15 protein-coding genes are annotated in these 16,570 nt (G+C 36.0%); 11 read left to right on the top strand and 4 right to left on the bottom strand.

Annotated elements, in window-relative coordinates; genetic code table 11:
- Positions 1 to 30 precede the first annotated feature (30 nt).
- Both QM469_RS04140 and QM469_RS04145 read right to left on the bottom strand, forming a co-directional pair.
- Positions 31 to 2,580 carry a YfhO family protein gene (locus QM469_RS04140; RefSeq protein WP_414276109.1) on the bottom strand — a complete coding sequence of 850 codons (2,550 nt, stop codon included), beginning with the start codon at positions 2,578 to 2,580 and terminating at the stop codon, positions 31 to 33.
- A 61-nt stretch (positions 2,581 to 2,641) separates the two neighbouring features.
- Positions 2,642 to 4,264 (bottom strand): ATP-binding cassette domain-containing protein, encoded by a 1,623-nt coding sequence (locus tag QM469_RS04145; RefSeq protein WP_000958799.1) that lies wholly within the window; start codon positions 4,262 to 4,264, stop codon positions 2,642 to 2,644.
- Between the two features lie 205 nt (positions 4,265 to 4,469).
- Between QM469_RS04145 and trpS the strand changes: the two genes are divergently transcribed.
- Together trpS and guaB are read left to right on the top strand one after the other, a co-directional pair.
- The gene (trpS, locus tag QM469_RS04150) at positions 4,470 to 5,495 is read left to right on the top strand and encodes a tryptophan--tRNA ligase (RefSeq protein ID WP_414276110.1); all 1,026 of its coding nucleotides are present in this window, start codon (positions 4,470 to 4,472) and stop codon (positions 5,493 to 5,495) included.
- A gap of 161 nt (positions 5,496 to 5,656) precedes the next feature.
- Positions 5,657 to 7,135, top strand: coding sequence for an IMP dehydrogenase (gene guaB, locus QM469_RS04155; protein WP_045762410.1), 1,479 nt, complete (start codon positions 5,657 to 5,659; stop codon positions 7,133 to 7,135).
- Positions 7,136 to 7,187: 52 nt separating this feature from the next.
- Here the strand turns inward: guaB and recF are convergent, their stop codons facing one another.
- On the bottom strand, positions 7,188 to 8,279 hold the full coding sequence (gene recF / locus QM469_RS04160) for a DNA replication/repair protein RecF (protein ID WP_371608106.1): 1,092 nt from the start codon (positions 8,277 to 8,279) through the stop codon (positions 7,188 to 7,190).
- A 2-nt stretch (positions 8,280 to 8,281) separates the two neighbouring features.
- Positions 8,282 to 8,650, bottom strand: a complete 369-nt coding sequence (yaaA, locus tag QM469_RS04165) for a S4 domain-containing protein YaaA (RefSeq protein WP_075231086.1) — start codon at positions 8,648 to 8,650, stop codon at positions 8,282 to 8,284.
- A 161-nt stretch (positions 8,651 to 8,811) separates the two neighbouring features.
- On the opposite strand from yaaA, the gene yfmF reads away from it, so the two are divergent.
- From yfmF to mreD, 9 genes are read left to right on the top strand one after another with little or no spacing between them, the layout of a single operon-like run.
- A complete protein-coding gene (yfmF, locus tag QM469_RS04170; protein ID WP_371608105.1) occupies positions 8,812 to 10,062 on the top strand; it encodes an EF-P 5-aminopentanol modification-associated protein YfmF in 1,251 nt (416 codons plus the stop codon).
- Positions 10,059 to 11,342 carry an EF-P 5-aminopentanol modification-associated protein YfmH gene (yfmH, locus tag QM469_RS04175; RefSeq protein WP_371608104.1) on the top strand — a complete coding sequence of 428 codons (1,284 nt, stop codon included), beginning with the start codon at positions 10,059 to 10,061 and terminating at the stop codon, positions 11,340 to 11,342. Before yfmF ends, yfmH begins: the two co-directional genes overlap by 4 nt.
- Positions 11,343 to 11,379: 37 nt before the next feature.
- The gene (rodZ, locus tag QM469_RS04180; RefSeq protein ID WP_371608103.1) at positions 11,380 to 12,204 is read left to right on the top strand and encodes a cytoskeleton protein RodZ; all 825 of its coding nucleotides are present in this window, start codon (positions 11,380 to 11,382) and stop codon (positions 12,202 to 12,204) included.
- A gap of 11 nt (positions 12,205 to 12,215) precedes the next feature.
- The gene (gene pgsA, locus QM469_RS04185) at positions 12,216 to 12,755 is read left to right on the top strand and encodes a CDP-diacylglycerol--glycerol-3-phosphate 3-phosphatidyltransferase (protein ID WP_371608102.1); all 540 of its coding nucleotides are present in this window, start codon (positions 12,216 to 12,218) and stop codon (positions 12,753 to 12,755) included.
- A gap of 2 nt (positions 12,756 to 12,757) precedes the next feature.
- Positions 12,758 to 13,585 carry an energy-coupling factor ABC transporter ATP-binding protein gene (locus tag QM469_RS04190; RefSeq protein ID WP_414276111.1) on the top strand — a complete coding sequence of 276 codons (828 nt, stop codon included), beginning with the start codon at positions 12,758 to 12,760 and terminating at the stop codon, positions 13,583 to 13,585.
- Positions 13,570 to 14,409, top strand: coding sequence for an energy-coupling factor transporter ATPase (locus QM469_RS04195; RefSeq protein WP_414276112.1), 840 nt, complete (start codon positions 13,570 to 13,572; stop codon positions 14,407 to 14,409). The genes QM469_RS04190 and QM469_RS04195 overlap by 16 nt, the downstream gene beginning before the upstream one ends.
- A complete protein-coding gene (locus QM469_RS04200) occupies positions 14,402 to 15,196 on the top strand; it encodes an energy-coupling factor transporter transmembrane component T family protein (protein WP_000369587.1) in 795 nt (264 codons plus the stop codon). The genes QM469_RS04195 and QM469_RS04200 overlap by 8 nt, the downstream gene beginning before the upstream one ends.
- Positions 15,197 to 15,217: 21 nt before the next feature.
- Entirely contained in the window at positions 15,218 to 16,039 is an 822-nt protein-coding gene (gene mreC, locus QM469_RS04205) for a rod shape-determining protein MreC (RefSeq protein ID WP_075231079.1), read from the top strand.
- Positions 16,036 to 16,530: a rod shape-determining protein MreD gene (mreD, locus tag QM469_RS04210; protein ID WP_414276113.1), complete on the top strand. Its 495-nt coding sequence runs from the start codon at positions 16,036 to 16,038 to the stop codon at positions 16,528 to 16,530. Before mreC ends, mreD begins: the two co-directional genes overlap by 4 nt.
- Positions 16,531 to 16,570 lie beyond the last annotated feature (40 nt).

Here is a 16,570-nt window from a genome sequence, read left to right on the forward strand (position 1 = left end):
AACAATCGACCGATTCGGTCGATTGTTTTTTTATCTAGAATATTTTTTTCTTTGAATATCATAAAAAATAAAGACAATAATGGCTATAAGAGAACAACTTGCACCAACAACAAATCCTTTTGGTATAAAGGAAAGGGTAATAGTTCCTTCACCTTCAGGAACATCAATTTTCATAAATCCAGTTTGTGCCTGTTGAATTTGTAATTTTTTACCATTTTGATAAGCAGACCATCCTTGGTCATAAGGAATTGTGAAAAAAATTGATGTCTCATTCTTTACCTTATAATTAACAATGACTTTATTTTTATAAGAGCTCACTTCTACTGGATTTTCTTTTATTTTGCTAATTGCCTCCGTATATTTCTTAGTATCTAAGCGATAGAAAGTTGGAGATTCAAATGATACTTGAGCATTTCCTGGAAACTTAACTTGGATATCAAAAGTTTGTTTATGTTCTGCATATCCAAGATTAAAAAATGTAAAAGCATTGTCTGTGGTAAAGGATTTTTTTTCACCATTGATAATGATGTCAACTTGCTTTTTCTTATCATTTGAAAAATTTAGCTTGGTCATGGAAAGGTAAACCTGACTATTATCAGGTACTTCAATGCTGTAGCTGATAGTTGCATCTTCAGTATCAGTTCCGTTTAGATTGACAACGTTGTTATCAGAGTCTGTATAATGATTTATCGGATAAAAGTACTCTTCATTTAAGCCAGCAATTTGATTTAAAAATTGAGTTTGGTTATCAAGAGTATGGTCATTAAAAGTGACATCTTTGTAAAGAGACTGTGTAGCAAAAGCAATTGGGAGAGCGAATTGATTTTTATAAAGGGTTAGATTATCTTTTTGATAGCTTGGATGAAAACCATATTTATCTGGATAGGTTTCAGAAATATTGTAGCTGATTCCAAATAAACTATCTGCAATGATAGTATTATTTGCATAACGAAGATTAAGGTTGGTACCTGAAGATTTAAAACCCAACTTATCTAACGTTGTACTTGCAGAACGATTACGAACAGATGAAAATTGTGAGATGCCATTGTAGTTAAATTTCATGCTATCGTTTCCAGTTTGAGTTTGTAACTTTTCAGTTCGTGTAAATGTATCTGGTTGCTGTTTGGTATACTCCAAAATAGCTTCCATACTTGGAATATCTTTATCATAGGTACTACGAGAAGCAAATCCCCATTCTTTCGTAATTCCATTTAGTTGAGATGAAGCATTAAAACTAACTTCACTTACTGTAAAGATCAAAATAAGAATTGAAAAGATTTTTAGAGAAATCATTTTTCGGATAAGTGCTAATAACAATAGTAAGTATACCACTAAGAACTCAATCGTTAAGAGTATATTTAATTTAGTTAGAAATGAATAATGATTTTTAAAATAAATGGTTGCCAGATAGCCAAATAAAAGGAAGGTCATTGAGAATAAAATATTCCATAATTTAATATCCTTAAATCTATTTAAAACTTCTGCTGAAATATAAATCAAGAGAGTAGAGAAAATCCAAGCATAGCGATGAAGAAACATATTTGGTGCGTGCATTCCTTGCCAAAATAAATCTAAGGCTTCTAGATAAAAACTAGCAATGATGAGAATGAGTAGAGTTGCATAGCATAGTTTCACGTGAAACTTAATTGATTTTAATGTAAAGAATACAATTGTTAAGATAAAAGGAAGGAGGCCTACAAAAATCATTGGGATAGAACCATATTTAGTTGTATCGAAAGCACCAATAAATTGTTTAGCGAATAGATCTAGATACCAACTGGCATCTGTTTTTATTTTTGTAATAGCGGTTAGTTTTTCACCATGAGTTCTTAAATCAAACAAGGTTGGGAGTGTCATGATGAAACTTATTAAACCAGCGAGTAAGGATGTTAGGAAAAAATCAAGGAAAGAATACTTGCGACTTTTAAAATCCCAGGAAAGTTGGCAAAAATACCAAACTACCAAAAACAGGGCAGTCATATAACCAAAATAGTAGTTTTGGATAAATAAGATTGACAAGCTTGTAAAGTATAGAATACGTTTTTTTTCCGTTATGAGTAGATGTAAACCAGTTAAAATTAAGGGGATTAAAATAAAAACATCCAACCAGGTCTTAATCTCTACTTGACTAACTGTAAAGCTCATTAATGCATATGAGGTAGATAGAGCTAATCGAAGTAGGGCAGATATATTTTTGAATATTTTACTCAAGCTAAAAAAGGTTGACAGACCTATCAAGCCAAATTTCAACAAGGTTGACAAATAAACTGCATCTGGCATGCTTGATACATCAAAAAAATAAACAAGAGGAGATAGAAAACTACCAAGGTAATAACTGGACAAGGCATAAAAATTGAGACCTAGACCGCTGGTAAAAGTATAAAATAGGCTATCACTCCCATGTAAAATATTACGAAGATTTAGATCAAAAATAACATATTGATGAAATCCATCCCCCAATAAAGGTGAAGTATCACTATTCCAGTAGATACCTTGAGAAAGATAGACTCCGAATATAATTACTAGGGGAATAATGAAAGAAATAAGATAGGTCCAATAGTTTCTGAAAAATGTTTTCATGTTACCTCATAGAATGTTAGAAAACTCAGTTGGTTAATCCAACTGAGTTTTAAAGTATTATTTAGTCTTTCCAAAGTTCTTTGACTTTTGCTTGTACTTCAGCATTTTCTAAGAATTCATCATAGGTTTCATCGATACGGTCGATTACACCGTTTTTAGATAGGACAATAATGTGGTTAGCCAATGTTTGAATGAATTCATGGTCATGACTGGCGAAGATGATAGATTCTTTGAAGTTTTTCAATCCATCGTTCAAACTTGAAATAGATTCCAAATCTAAGTGATTAGTAGGATCGTCAAGTACTAGAACATTTGATTTCAAAAGCATGAGTTTTGATAGCATCACGCGCACTTTTTCTCCCCCTGACAAGACATTTACAGGTTTGTTAACCTCATCTCCAGAGAAGAGCATACGACCAAGGAAACCACGCAAGAAGGTATTATCATCTTCTTCTTTACTTGCAAATTGACGGAGCCAGTCAAGAATAGATTCACTCCCAGCAAAATCAGCTGAATTGTCTTTTGGTAAGTAAGAGCGACTAGTTGTAACCCCCCACTTGACAGTTCCCTCATAGTCAATATCACCCATAATAGCACGAATCAATGCAGTTGTTTGAATGTCGTTTTGACCGATAAGAGCTGTCTTGTCACCTGGACGCAAGATAAAGCTGATGTTGTCAAGAATAGTTTCACCATCAATCTTGACAGATAGATTTTCTACTGTCAAGAGATCGTTTCCGATTTCACGTTCAGCTTTAAAGTTGATAAATGGATATTTACGACTAGATGGCACAATTTCTTCAAGTTCAATCTTATCAAGCATTTTCTTACGTGATGTTGCTTGTCTTGATTTAGAAGCATTAGCAGAGAAACGAGCAACGAATTCTTGTAATTGCTTAATTTTTTCTTCTGCTTTAGCATTACGGTCTGCTAGCAATTTAGCAGCAAGCTCAGAAGATTCTTTCCAGAAGTCGTAGTTTCCGACATAGAGTTTGATTTTTCCAAAGTCAAGGTCGGCCATGTGAGTACATACTTTGTTCAAGAAGTGACGGTCATGGGATACGACAATAACGGTGTTATCAAAGTCAATCAAGAAATCTTCTAACCAAGTAATAGATTGGATATCAAGACCGTTGGTCGGCTCGTCTAGAAGAAGTACATCTGGTTTACCAAATAGAGCTTTAGCAAGGAGTACTTTCACTTTGTCTCCATTTGCGAGTTCACTCATATTTTGGTAATGAAGATCTTCAGGGATATTCAAGTTTTGCAAGAGTTGTGAAGCTTCACTCTCAGCTTCCCAACCACCTAGTTCAGCAAATTCTCCTTCAAGCTCAGCTGCACGAACTCCATCTTCATCAGTAAAGTCTGCTTTCATATAGATAGCATCTTTTTCTTTCATGATGTTGTATAGTTTTTCATTACCCATGATAACAACATCAATAACACGTTCATCCTCATAGTCAAAGTGATTTTGACGAAGCACAGAAAGACGTTCATCAGGTCCAAGAGAAACATGACCAGTTGTAGGTTCAATATCCCCAGCTAAGATTTTTAAAAATGTTGATTTACCTGCACCGTTAGCACCAATTAAACCATATGTGTTTCCTTCTGTAAATTTGATGTTGACCTCATCAAAAAGTTTGCGATCACTAAAACGTAGTGAAACATCAGATACTGTTAGCAATTTTTTTCTCCTATTATATGTAATACTCTAATTCTACTAGAAAATCAGCAAATATTCAAATTTTTATCTGTCAATTATTTGTAAATTAAGTTTACAGATAGTTTACAGTTGAGGAGTTGAAATCGTAATTATTTGATAAAAAAATTACCTGTCTTTTTATCAAAAAAATGCTATAATTGAAAGGACCATATCAAAGGAGAATAAGATGAATAAACCCATTATTTTAACAGGAGATCGTCCAACGGGGAAATTACATATTGGGCACTACGTTGGTAGCTTAAAAAATCGTGTCTTATTACAGCAAGAAGATAAATATGACATGTTTGTTTTTTTGGCTGACCAGCAAGCTTTAACTGACCATGCAAAAGATCCACAAACTATTGTAGAGTCTATTGGGAATGTTGCTTTGGACTATCTTGCAGTGGGATTGGATCCTAACAAATCAACGATTTTCATTCAAAGTCAAATTCCAGAATTGGCAGAGTTGTCTATGTATTACATGAATCTAGTGTCTTTGGCTCGTCTGGAGCGTAATCCTACTGTAAAAACAGAAATTGCTCAGAAAGGATTTGGAGAAAGTATTCCAACTGGATTTTTAGTTTATCCAATTGCTCAAGCAGCAGATATCACAGCTTTTAAGGCTAACTATGTTCCTGTAGGTACAGACCAAAAACCGATGATTGAACAAACGCGTGAGATTGTGCGTTCATTCAATCACGCCTATAATTGTGATGTTTTAGTAGAACCGGAAGGAATTTATCCTGAAAATGAAGGAGCAGGTCGCTTACCTGGTCTTGATGGAAATGCCAAAATGTCTAAATCGCTTAATAATGGTATCTACTTGTCAGATGATGCAGATACTTTGCGTAAGAAAGTAATGAGTATGTATACAGATCCAGATCACATTCGTGTCGAGGATCCAGGTAAGATTGAAGGAAATATGGTCTTCCATTATTTAGATGTTTTTGGACGTCCTGAAGATGCTCAAGAAATTGTTGACATGAAAGAGCATTATCAACGTGGAGGTTTAGGTGATGTCAAGACTAAACGGTATCTACTGGAAATCCTAGAACGTGAACTTGGTCCAATCCGTGAACGTCGCCTAGAATATGCTAAAGATATGGGTGAAGTGTATAATATGCTTCAAAAAGGCAGTGAAAAAGCTCGAGAAGTTGCTGGTCAAACGCTTTCAGAAGTAAAAGCTGCAATGGGTCTAAATTACTTTCATTAATAGATAAAATATGAACTCTAAAACTATCTCTTCTTTAAAATTAAAGGGATAGTTTTTTACATTATCTATTATCAATATAATTGACAAATTTTCATAGAATGGTATGATAGATACAATACAAAAAGCGTCAAGCTCAAAAAGAAAGAAAAGAGGAAACTTCAATGTCTAATTGGGACACTAAATTTTTGAAAAAAGGTTTTACCTTTGATGATGTATTGCTTATTCCAGCAGAGAGTCATGTATTGCCTAATGATGCAGATTTAACAACAAAATTGGCAGATAATTTGACTTTAAATATCCCAATTATTACAGCAGCCATGGATACTGTAACAGAAAGCCAAATGGCTATTGCTATTGCGCGTGCAGGTGGTCTTGGTGTTATCCATAAAAATATGTCTATTGAACAGCAGGCAGATGAAGTTCGTAAGGTAAAACGTTCTGAAAATGGTGTTATCATTGATCCATTCTTCTTGACTCCAGAGCATACAATTGCAGAAGCAGATGAACTCATGGGACGTTACCGTATCAGTGGTGTTCCAGTGGTTGAAACTCTTGAAAATCGTAAATTGGTTGGTATTTTAACAAACCGAGACCTTCGTTTTATTTCAGATTACAATCAACCAATCTCAAATCATATGACCAGTGAGAATCTTGTTACTGCTCCTGTTGGAACAGATCTTGAAACAGCTGAGAGCATTCTTCAAGAACACCGTATTGAAAAACTCCCTTTGGTTGATGAAGAAGGTCGTCTTTCTGGCTTGATTACGATTAAAGATATTGAAAAAGTGATTGAATTTCCAAATGCTGCAAAAGATGAATTTGGTCGTCTTCTTGTTGCTGGTGCGGTAGGTGTTACTTCTGATACATTTGAACGTGCTGAAGCCCTCTTTGAAGCAGGGGCTGATGCCATTGTTATCGATACTGCTCATGGTCACTCAGCGGGTGTTCTTCGTAAAATCGCTGAAATCCGTGCGCATTTCCCAGACCGTACACTGATTGCTGGGAACATCGCTACTGCTGAAGGTGCGCGTGCCCTTTATGACGCAGGAGTTGACGTTGTTAAAGTTGGTATTGGACCAGGTTCAATCTGTACAACTCGTGTTATTGCAGGTGTCGGAGTTCCACAAGTTACAGCTATCTATGATGCGGCAGCAGTTGCGCGTGAATATGGCAAAACAATCATCGCTGATGGTGGAATCAAGTATTCTGGCGATATTGTAAAAGCTCTTGCTGCTGGTGGAAATGCAGTAATGCTTGGTTCAATGTTCGCGGGAACAGATGAAGCTCCAGGTGAAACTGAAATCTTCCAAGGACGTAAGTTCAAGACATACCGCGGTATGGGCTCAATTGCTGCTATGAAGAAGGGGTCAAGCGACCGTTACTTCCAAGGTTCTGTCAATGAAGCAAACAAACTGGTTCCAGAAGGAATCGAAGGTCGTGTTGCTTATAAAGGTGCAGCAGCCGATATCGTCTTCCAAATGATTGGTGGTATTCGTTCTGGTATGGGTTACTGTGGTGCTGCTAACCTAAAAGAATTACATGACAATGCTCAGTTTATCGAAATGTCTGGTGCTGGTCTAAAAGAAAGCCATCCACACGATGTGCAAATCACAAATGAAGCACCAAACTACTCAATGTAATAAAAAAATCTCCTGTTTGACAGGAGATTTTTTTATTACAATATTGTAAATATTAGTTTACAGACAATTGACCATCTTTTACTGTAAATACACTGAGATTATCAGGTAAGTTCTGAAGATGCTCTAAACTAGTTGTAGTAATAAAGGTTTGAATGTTTTGAGATATAGTCTCTAATAATTTAAGTTGACGAGTATTGTCAAGTTCACTCATAACATCGTCAAGTAAAAGAATAGGCGCTTCCTTGGTAATACTCTCCATCAACTCAATTTCAGCTAGTTTGATAGAGAGGACAAGGCTACGATGCTGTCCTTGACTGCCAAAACTTGCTTCTATACCGTTGATTAAGAAAATCATATCATCTCGATGAGGACCAACTCCAGTATTCTTCTTAAATAAATCTCTTGATCTACTTTTTTGAAGTGCTGCATAGAAAGATTCTGCTAGTTTTCCCTTGTCAGTGAAGTTTACGGATGGTTGATAACGAATTGACAACTCTTCTAATTGGTCTGAAATATCAAAGTGCTTTTCACGACCAAAAGATTCCATTTTTTTTATAAATTCTTCTCTGTGGACCATCACCCGACAACCGTAGTCTACTAGCTGGTCATCTAGAACAGATAAAAATGTTTCGTCAATCTGATTCGCTGATTTTAAGTAGGTATTTCTTTGTTTGAGCACATGGTTGTAGCTTGACAAGTCTGACAAGTATATGGGTTTGATTTGTCCTAGTTCCATATCTATAAACTTACGTCGGATAGCAGGTGCTCCTTTGACAAGTTGTAAATCTTCGGGTGCAAATAGAACAACATTCATGTGTCCAATATAGTCAGATAGCCGAGCTTGTTTTAAGTGATTAACTTTAGTAATCCGACCTTTTGGAGTCAAGTCAATCTCAAGTGGAACAGTAGCCGTTCGTTTTTGAAGAATTCCAGAAACTTGAAGCTGTTCTTCTTCAAATTGAATTAAATTTTTGTCTGTCTTTGTCCGATGGCTTCTAGTTAAAGCTAAAAAGTAAATACTTTCCAGGAGATTGGTTTTGCCTTGTGCATTTCGACCAACAAATACATTCAATTTAGGATTAAATTCAATTTCAGTATCCTGATAGTTTCGAAATTGTTTGATGGATAAATTTTTCAGCCACATACTTATCTACCTGGGAAACGTGGCGCAGTTTTTGTTTCAGCTTTCTGGGTCTTTTTTGTTGGCTTTTTTTTGACCGTCTTATTCATTTCTTTGACAAGTTTAGCCACACGTTCTTTCTCAAGTTTTTCTTGAAGATATTCTTCCTGTTCTTCTTGACTAGGTTGAGTCAAAATGATGTGGATTTTCAAATCAGGAATGTCGATGGAGTCTCCGATTCTTACTTTTTTCCCACGACGATTTTCCAATTCGCCATTAAAGTAGACAAGATGCTCAGCTAAAAAGGATTTAATGGCTCCGCCACTGTGTATAATACCAAGTTCTTTCAAGAGAGCTTGGAGAGTGATAAATTCTTCAAATAATTTGTATTCCATAGTTCACCTCAATCTTTGGTATTATACCATATTTTACCTTGAAATGGCAGAGGTAAATTCATTAGAAATGAAAGCGATTTTAATTCTAAAAGGAATAAAGAGAACAAGAAAATTTTCTCTTTTCATGGTATAATAGAACTCTATGTAGAAGGAGGTAAGCGATGGAGTTAGTACCTGGAATTGCAGTGCATTTTATCCAATCAAAAAAATTTAAAACTAATAAAATTACTGTGCGTTTCACAGCTCCATTGTCTTTGGATTCAATTTCAAGTCGCATGTTAAGTGCCAGTATGTTTGAAACTGCCAACCAAAGTTATCCAACTGCTCAACTGTTTAGAAAACGTTTAGCAACCTTGTATGGAACTGATTTGTCAGCGCACGCCTATCGAAGAGGACAAAGTCATCTTGTGGATTTGAATATTACCTATGTGCGTGATGAATTTTTAAGTAAGAAAAACGTATTAACTTCTCAAATTTTAGAATTACTGCACCAGGTTCTGTTTACACCATTGTCGGATGAGGATGGATTTGAGAAAAATGCTTTTGACATCGAGAAAAAACAGATCTTATCAAGGCTAGAATCAGAATTGGAAGACCCATTCTTCTTTGCACATAAAGAGTTAGATCAATTGTTTTTCCAAGAAGAATCAATGCAGCTAGTTCCAAAAGATTTGATTTCTAGAATTTCAGAAGAGAATTCAAAAACATGTTTTTCAAGCTATCAAAAAATGCTAAAAGAAGACCAAATAGATATTTTCTTCTTAGGCGATTTTAATGAAATTGAAGTTTTAGAGTTTTTACATAAATTTCCGTTAATAGGTCGTAAATCAGCTGTAAACATTCAATATCAGCAACCCTATTCTAATATTCTTAGAGAAGGTATTGTTAGAAAGAGATTAGGACAGTCTGTTTTAGAGATGGGCTACCATAGTTCAGTGGCATATGGTGATGAAGAACAGATGGCAGTGCTTTTTGTCAATGGTCTTTTAGGAGCCTTTCCTCATTCGAAACTATTTACCCAAGTGAGAGAAAAAGAAGGACTAGCCTATACGGTATCAAGTCATTTGGATCTCTTTAGTGGATTTTTACGATTGTTTGCTGGAATTGATCGGCAAAATCGAAACAAAGTAAGAAAATTGATGAATCATCAGTTACTTGACATAAAAAATGGCAAGTTTACAGATAAGGAAATTGATCAGACCAAACAAATGATTCGTCGATCCTTACTACTTGCTCAGGATAATCAAGATTCTATCGTCGATAAATATTATCTGTCAACTTTTTTTGGGAAGGCGAATCTTGACACAAAATCTTTAATCGATAAGCTTGAACAAGTTGATAGAGAAGCAATTTGTGAAGCAGCAAACAGTTTTAAGTTGCAGGCTATTTATTTTATGGAAGGAGCAGAATGACCAGACCTACTTTTCAAAAGAAATATTATCCTGCTGTAAAAGAAACTTTGTATCAAACTAGATTAGAAAATGGTTTGACAGTTACTTTACTACCTAAAAAGGACTTTAACGAGGTTTATGGCGTTGTAAGTGTCCAAGTCGGTTCTGTTGACACAAGGTTTACAGTGGATGATAAGGACTTACAACAATATCCACAAGGAATCGCTCATTTCTTAGAACATAAGCTTTTTGAAAGAGAAGATTCTGGAGATGTTATGGCAGCTTTTACAGAGTTGGGTGCTGAAAGTAATGCCTTTACGAGCTTTACGAACACTAGCTATCTTTTCTCGACTTCTGAAAATGTTCTAGAGTGTTTAGATTTGCTAGAAGAACTTGTCACTACTTTCAATATGACTGAAGAATCTGTGGAACGCGAAAAGGATATCATTCAACAGGAAAGAGAAATGTATCAGGATGATCCGGATTCTTGTCTATTTTTCAAGACTTTGGCAAATCTCTATCCAGAAAGTTCTTTAGCTTCAGATATTGTTGGTAGTGAAAACTCTATTGATGCTATTTGTTTGGAGGATTTAAAAGAGAACTTTAAAGAGTTTTACAGACCTGTCAATAGTAATATCTTTTTAGTGGGGAATTTTGATTTTGAACTCCTTGAAGATTATTTTGCTAAGAAATCTCATCCTCAAGAAAAAAAACATGAGTTTAAGAGAGAAAAAATACCTTTACATCCTGTAAAGACTACTGAAAGTTTACGGATGGACGTGGCTTCTCCAAAACTAGCAATCGGTATTAGAGGAAATGAAGATATCGGAAGTCGAGATCAGTATCGTTATCATCTTTTATTGAAATTGTTGTTTACAATGATGTTTGGTTGGACTTCACAAAGATTTCAAAAATTATATGAGACAGGTAAACTGGATGCTTCCCTGTCTCTAGAAATAGAAGTTGATCCTCGTTTCCATTTTGTGATATTAACAATGGATACAAAGGAACCTGTGGCACTTTCTCATCAATTTCGTAAAGCTATTCGCAATTTTATGAAAGATGAGGATGTAACTGAGGATCACTTGGATATTGTAAAAACTGAGATGTATGGAGAATTTCTTCATAGTATGGATTCCCTAGAATACATTGCCACTCAGTATCATCCAACCGATACAGGTTCTACCCTGTTTGACCTTCCTAAACTTTTGCAGGAAATTACTCTTGAGGATGTTCTAGAAGCAGGACATGATTTGATAGATAATAGCGACATGGTTGATTGTACAATTTTTCCGATATAATCGCTAGAAAATACACTAGAAAGAAGGAATGTTAAGTATGAGAAAAAAAACAATTGGCGAGGTCTTACGCCTTGCAAGGATTAACCAAGGACTGAGCTTAGAGGAATTGCACAGAAAGACAGATATTCAGCTGGATTTGTTGGAGGCAATGGAGTCAGATGATTTTGACAAACTACCGAGTACTTTTTATGCTCGTTCATTTTTGAGAAAGTATGCTTGGGCTGTTGAATTAGATGAAAATATCGTTCTAGATGCCTATGATTCAGGTAGTATGATTACCTATGAGGAAGTAGATGTTGATGAGATTGAGCTTTCAGGACGTAGACGTTCTATTCGCAAGAAGAATTCATTTCTCCCGCTATTTTACTTTGTTCTCTTGTCTTCATTAATTTTAATTTTTGTAACCTACTATGTGTGGAATTACATTCAAACCCAACCAACTACGCCAGCTACAGCAAGTTATAGTGTTGTGAGTTCAACAAGTACTTCCAGTAGTGAGCCATCAAGTAGTAGCCAATCTACTAGTTCATCAAGTTCGAGTGATGCCTCTTCTGTGATCATTTCTGGTCAGGGAGATACGATAGCAGCAGAATACAAAACTTCTAAAGATTCAGTTGAGCTTCAATTTTCTGTTAGCGATGTAACGAGCTGGATCAGTGTTTCGAATACTGACTTGGCAGGAGGAGTGACTCTCGAACCTAATAATAAAACAGCTAAAACAACGATTTCGAAAGACAATCCTGTAACAATTACATTGGGAGTTGTTAAAGGAGTAACAGTGAAAATCGATAATCAGGAAATCGATACTTCAAAATTGGCTGGGGAAACTGGCTGGATTAAACTGACAATGAGTTCAAATTAAGGAAGGATAATATGAAAAAAGAGAATATTCCTAACATACTAACGATTGGTAGAATTTTATTTATTCCCATTTTTGTTCTTCTTCTATCATTTGGACCGTCTCCAGTATTACATATAACAGCAGCAATTATTTTTGCTATTGCTAGCATCACGGACTATTTGGATGGATATTTAGCTAGAAAATGGCAGGTGGTTAGTAATTTCGGTAAGTTTGCGGATCCGATGGCTGATAAATTATTGGTTATGTCAGCATTTATTATGCTAGTTGGTCTAAATATGGCACCAGCTTGGGTGGTAGCAGTTATTATTTGTCGAGAACTTGCAGTTACCGGGTTGCGCCTGCTCTTAGTCGAAACAGGCGGGACTGTTCTAGCTGCTGCAATGCCTGGAAAAATAAAGACATTTAGTCAGATGTTTGCGATTATCTTCTTGTTGCTTCACTGGAATGTGTTTGGTCAGATAACTCTTTATATTGCCTTGTTCTTCACAGTTTATTCTGGTTATGATTATTTCAAGGGAAGTGCGTATTTATTTAAAGGAACCTTTCGCTAGATATGGAATCGATTATTGAGATAAAAAATCTGTCTTTTCGATATCAGGCAGATCAAGAACACTATGATGTTCATAATATTACGTTTCACGTGAAACGTGGAGAGTGGTTGTCTATCGTTGGTCATAATGGTAGTGGCAAGTCAACGACTGTTCGCTTGATTGACGGTTTACTTGAGGCCGAATCAGGGGAAATTTGGATAGACGGTGATTGCCTAACTCCAGAAAATGTCTGGGAAAAAAGACGTAAGATTGGTATGGTCTTTCAAAATCCTGATAACCAATTCGTAGGAGCAACTGTTGAAGACGACGTTGCTTTTGGATTGGAAAATCAAGGAATCCCACTTGAAGAGATGAAGAAACGTGTTTCTGAGGCTTTATCATTGGTTGGGATGGCTGAATTTGCTAAAAAGGAACCAGCTCGCCTGTCAGGAGGTCAGAAACAGAGAGTAGCTATTGCAGGAGTTGTTGCTCTGCGACCAGATATTTTAATCTTGGATGAGGCTACAAGTATGTTGGACCCTGAGGGACGATTAGAGTTGATTAAGATAGTCCAGAAGATTCGCAAAGACCATCAGATGACAGTCATCTCCATTACGCATGATTTGGATGAGGTGTCCATGAGTGACAGAGTTTTGGTGATGAAAAAAGGAGAAGTCGAGTCAACTAGCACTCCTAGAGAGTTATTTTCTAGATCAGATTTAGATCAAATTGGCTTAGATCAACCTTTTGTCAACCAATTAAAACAATCACTGAGTGATAATGGCTTAAAATTACCAGAGCACTACCTGACCGAGGAGGAGCTTGAGGAGGCTTTATGGGAATTATTCTAGACAATGTTTGTTATACGTATCAGGAAGGAACACCCTTTGCCTCAGCAGCCTTATCAGATGTGAGTCTCACCATAGAAGATGGTTCCTATACGGCCATTATTGGGCATACAGGAAGCGGAAAGTCTACAATCCTTCAACTTTTGAATGGTTTGTTGGTTCCTACAAAGGGAAGTGTTCGTGTCTTTGATACATTGATTACACCAACATCTGTCAATAAGCAAATTCGTCAAATTCGTAAACAAGTCGGGTTGGTATTTCAGTTTGCAGAAAATCAAATCTTTGAGGAGACTGTCTTAAAAGATGTGGCTTTTGGCCCTCAAAATTTTGGAGTTTCTGTAGAAGAGGCAGAAGCTATTGCGCGTGAAAAACTAGCTCTAGTAGGAATCGATGAATCACTCTTTGAACGAAGTCCATTTGAACTTTCAGGTGGCCAGATGAGAAGGGTTGCTATTGCTGGAATTTTGGCGATGGATCCTAGCATTCTGGTCTTAGACGAACCAACAGCTGGTTTGGATCCAATTGGTCGGAAAGAGTTGATGGCCTTGTTTAAAAAGCTTCATCAAGATGGCATAACAATTGTTTTAGTAACCCACCTTATGGATGATGTGGCTGAATTTGCTGACCAAGTTTATGTGATGGAAAAAGGGAAACTAGTTAAGGGTGGGAAACCAGGTCTTGTCTTTCAAAATCTGGAGTTTATGGAAGATATCCAATTGGGTGTTCCTAAAATCACACGATTTGCTCAAAGGCTAGTTGACAGAGGAATTTCTTTCGAACAATTGCCGATAACGATAGAAGAGTTTAAGGAGTTTATCAATGGATAATATGATTTTAGGTCGATACATACCAGGAAATTCGATTATTCATCGCCTAGATCCTCGTAGTAAGTTAGTAGCAATGATTTTATTGATCATCATCGCTTTTTGGGCCAATAATCCAATTACAAATCTCATACTCTTCATTGCAACAGGCATATTTGTCGTTTTATCAGAAGTTCCCTTATCTTTTTTTATAAAAGGTTTGCGATCTATGTTTTTTCTGATTGCTTTTACAACCCTTTTTCAACTGTTTTTTATCTCTGGCGGTCACGTCTTGTTCGAGATGGGATTTATAAAAATCACAAGCTATGGTATTGAGCAGGCAGGAATTATTTTTTGTCGTTTTGTGTTGATTATCTTTTTCTCAACCTTGCTTACTTTGACAACCATGCCATTGAGCTTGGCAACAGCGGTTGAATCCTTGCTCGGACCTTTAAAAAGATTTAAAGTTCCAGTTCATGAGATTGGGCTCATGTTATCTATGAGTTTGCGATTTGTACCAACCTTGATGGATGATACGATTCGCATTATGAATGCTCAAAAGGCGCGTGGTGTTGATTTTGGAGAAGGAAATGTAATTCAAAAGGTTAAGGCTATGATTCCTATTTTGATTCCTTTGTTCGCTACCAGTTTGAAGAGAGCAGATTCTCTTGCTACAGCCATGGAAGCTAGGGGGTATCAAGGTGGGAATGGACGCAGTCAGTATCGACAGTTAAATTGGATGAACAGAGACAGTATAGCGCTATTATTTGTTTGTGTATTGGGTGCAATTCTATTTTTGCTAAAATCTTAGAATGTAATATAAGGTAGAGGTATGAACCGTTTTAAAAAATCAAAATATATCATTGTTCTATTTGTCATTGTATTAGTAGTATCCGTTTTTTTAGTGACAACACAATCAAGTGCAGTTGTAACAAAAGCTGGAGATGGCATTTCATTAGTCGATAGAATAGTACAAAAGCCTTTTCAATGGCTTTCTTCCGTAAAATCTGATTTAGGTCGTTTGACCAGAACCTATAACGAGAATGAAACTCTCAAAAAAGAACTCTATCAGATGAAGAAGGAAACGAATGAAGCAGACAGTTTGAAGGAAGAAAATGAGCAACTACGTCAGTTATTGGATATGAAGTCAAAATTGAGTGCAACCAAGTTAATTGCTTCTGACGTCATCATGAGAACTCCTGCAACCTGGAAACAAGAGTTGACAATTGATGCAGGTTCTCAACAAGGCGTGACAAGCAATATGCTTGTGATTGCTGGTGGGGGACTGATTGGAAGCGTGGGAAAGATTGAAGATAACTCTACTGTGGTCAACTTATTAACCAACGCTGAAAATACGGAGAAAATCTCCGTTAAAATTCAGCACGGTTCTACTAGTATATATGGTATTATCATTGGGTACGACAAAGAAAAAGACTTGCTTAAAATAAGCCAGTTAAATAGTAGTAGTGATATCAGTCAAGGAGACAAGGTAGTAACTGGTGGTCTTGGTAATTTTAATGCTACTGACATTCCAGTAGGTGAGGTCGAATCTGTGACGCATAGCAATGACTATCTGACAAGAGAAGTGTTAGTCAAACTTCAGTCTGATTCAATGAATACCAAAGTCGTAGAGTTAGTGGGGAATCCATCATGAGACTGTTGAAGCAGATAGGAATGTTTTTGCTCTTGCCTATAGTTGTCTTAATAGACAGTCATTTAGGGCAATGTGTAAATAGTTTTTTTCCACATTTTCAAATTGTGAGTCACTTTATCTTCATCTTTTTATTATTTGAGACGATAGAAGTATCCGAATATTTGTTTTTGGCTTATTGCTTAATCATAGGGCTTATCTATGATATATATTTCTTTCATTTGATAGGGATTGCCAGTCTTCTTTTTGTTATTATTGGTGCAATCATTTATAAAAATAATTCTATCATTCTATCAAATAGATGGACTAGACTATTAGCAATTTTAATGATGACTTTCTTGTTTGAATTTGGTAGTTTTCTTCTAGCGCAAATGATTGGCCTAACTGCTGAAAGTATAACAGTCTTTATCGTTTATGGTCTAGTTCCATCAATGATATTAAACTGTCTATGGATGTTAGTTTTCCAGTTTATTTTTGAAAAAATATATCTATAAGAAAGAAACAAAACTGTAATAAAGGCGTAATATTTATTAG

Origin of the sequence: Streptococcus infantis, from assembly GCF_047464215.1 — a bacterium.
Classification (GTDB): Bacteria; Bacillota; Bacilli; order Lactobacillales; family Streptococcaceae; genus Streptococcus; species Streptococcus infantis_P.

What these genes read in the sequence shown, in the direction of transcription:
- QM469_RS04140 (WP_414276109.1), bottom strand. Translation starts at nt 2,580, where the DNA reads ATGAAAACATTTTTCAGAAACTATTGGACCTATCTTATTTCTTTCATT.
- trpS (WP_414276110.1), top strand. Translation starts at nt 4,470, where the DNA reads ATGAATAAACCCATTATTTTAACAGGAGATCGTCCAACGGGGAAATTA.
- guaB (WP_045762410.1), top strand. Translation starts at nt 5,657, where the DNA reads ATGTCTAATTGGGACACTAAATTTTTGAAAAAAGGTTTTACCTTTGAT.
- recF (WP_371608106.1), bottom strand. Translation starts at nt 8,279, where the DNA reads ATGTGGCTGAAAAATTTATCCATCAAACAATTTCGAAACTATCAGGAT.
- yaaA (WP_075231086.1), bottom strand. Translation starts at nt 8,650, where the DNA reads ATGGAATACAAATTATTTGAAGAATTTATCACTCTCCAAGCTCTCTTG.
- yfmF (WP_371608105.1), top strand. Translation starts at nt 8,812, where the DNA reads ATGGAGTTAGTACCTGGAATTGCAGTGCATTTTATCCAATCAAAAAAA.
- yfmH (WP_371608104.1), top strand. Translation starts at nt 10,059, where the DNA reads ATGACCAGACCTACTTTTCAAAAGAAATATTATCCTGCTGTAAAAGAA.
- rodZ (WP_371608103.1), top strand. Translation starts at nt 11,380, where the DNA reads ATGAGAAAAAAAACAATTGGCGAGGTCTTACGCCTTGCAAGGATTAAC.
- pgsA (WP_371608102.1), top strand. Translation starts at nt 12,216, where the DNA reads ATGAAAAAAGAGAATATTCCTAACATACTAACGATTGGTAGAATTTTA.
- QM469_RS04190 (WP_414276111.1), top strand. Translation starts at nt 12,758, where the DNA reads ATGGAATCGATTATTGAGATAAAAAATCTGTCTTTTCGATATCAGGCA.
- QM469_RS04195 (WP_414276112.1), top strand. Translation starts at nt 13,570, where the DNA reads ATGGGAATTATTCTAGACAATGTTTGTTATACGTATCAGGAAGGAACA.
- QM469_RS04200 (WP_000369587.1), top strand. Translation starts at nt 14,402, where the DNA reads ATGGATAATATGATTTTAGGTCGATACATACCAGGAAATTCGATTATT.
- mreC (WP_075231079.1), top strand. Translation starts at nt 15,218, where the DNA reads ATGAACCGTTTTAAAAAATCAAAATATATCATTGTTCTATTTGTCATT.
- mreD (WP_414276113.1), top strand. Translation starts at nt 16,036, where the DNA reads ATGAGACTGTTGAAGCAGATAGGAATGTTTTTGCTCTTGCCTATAGTT.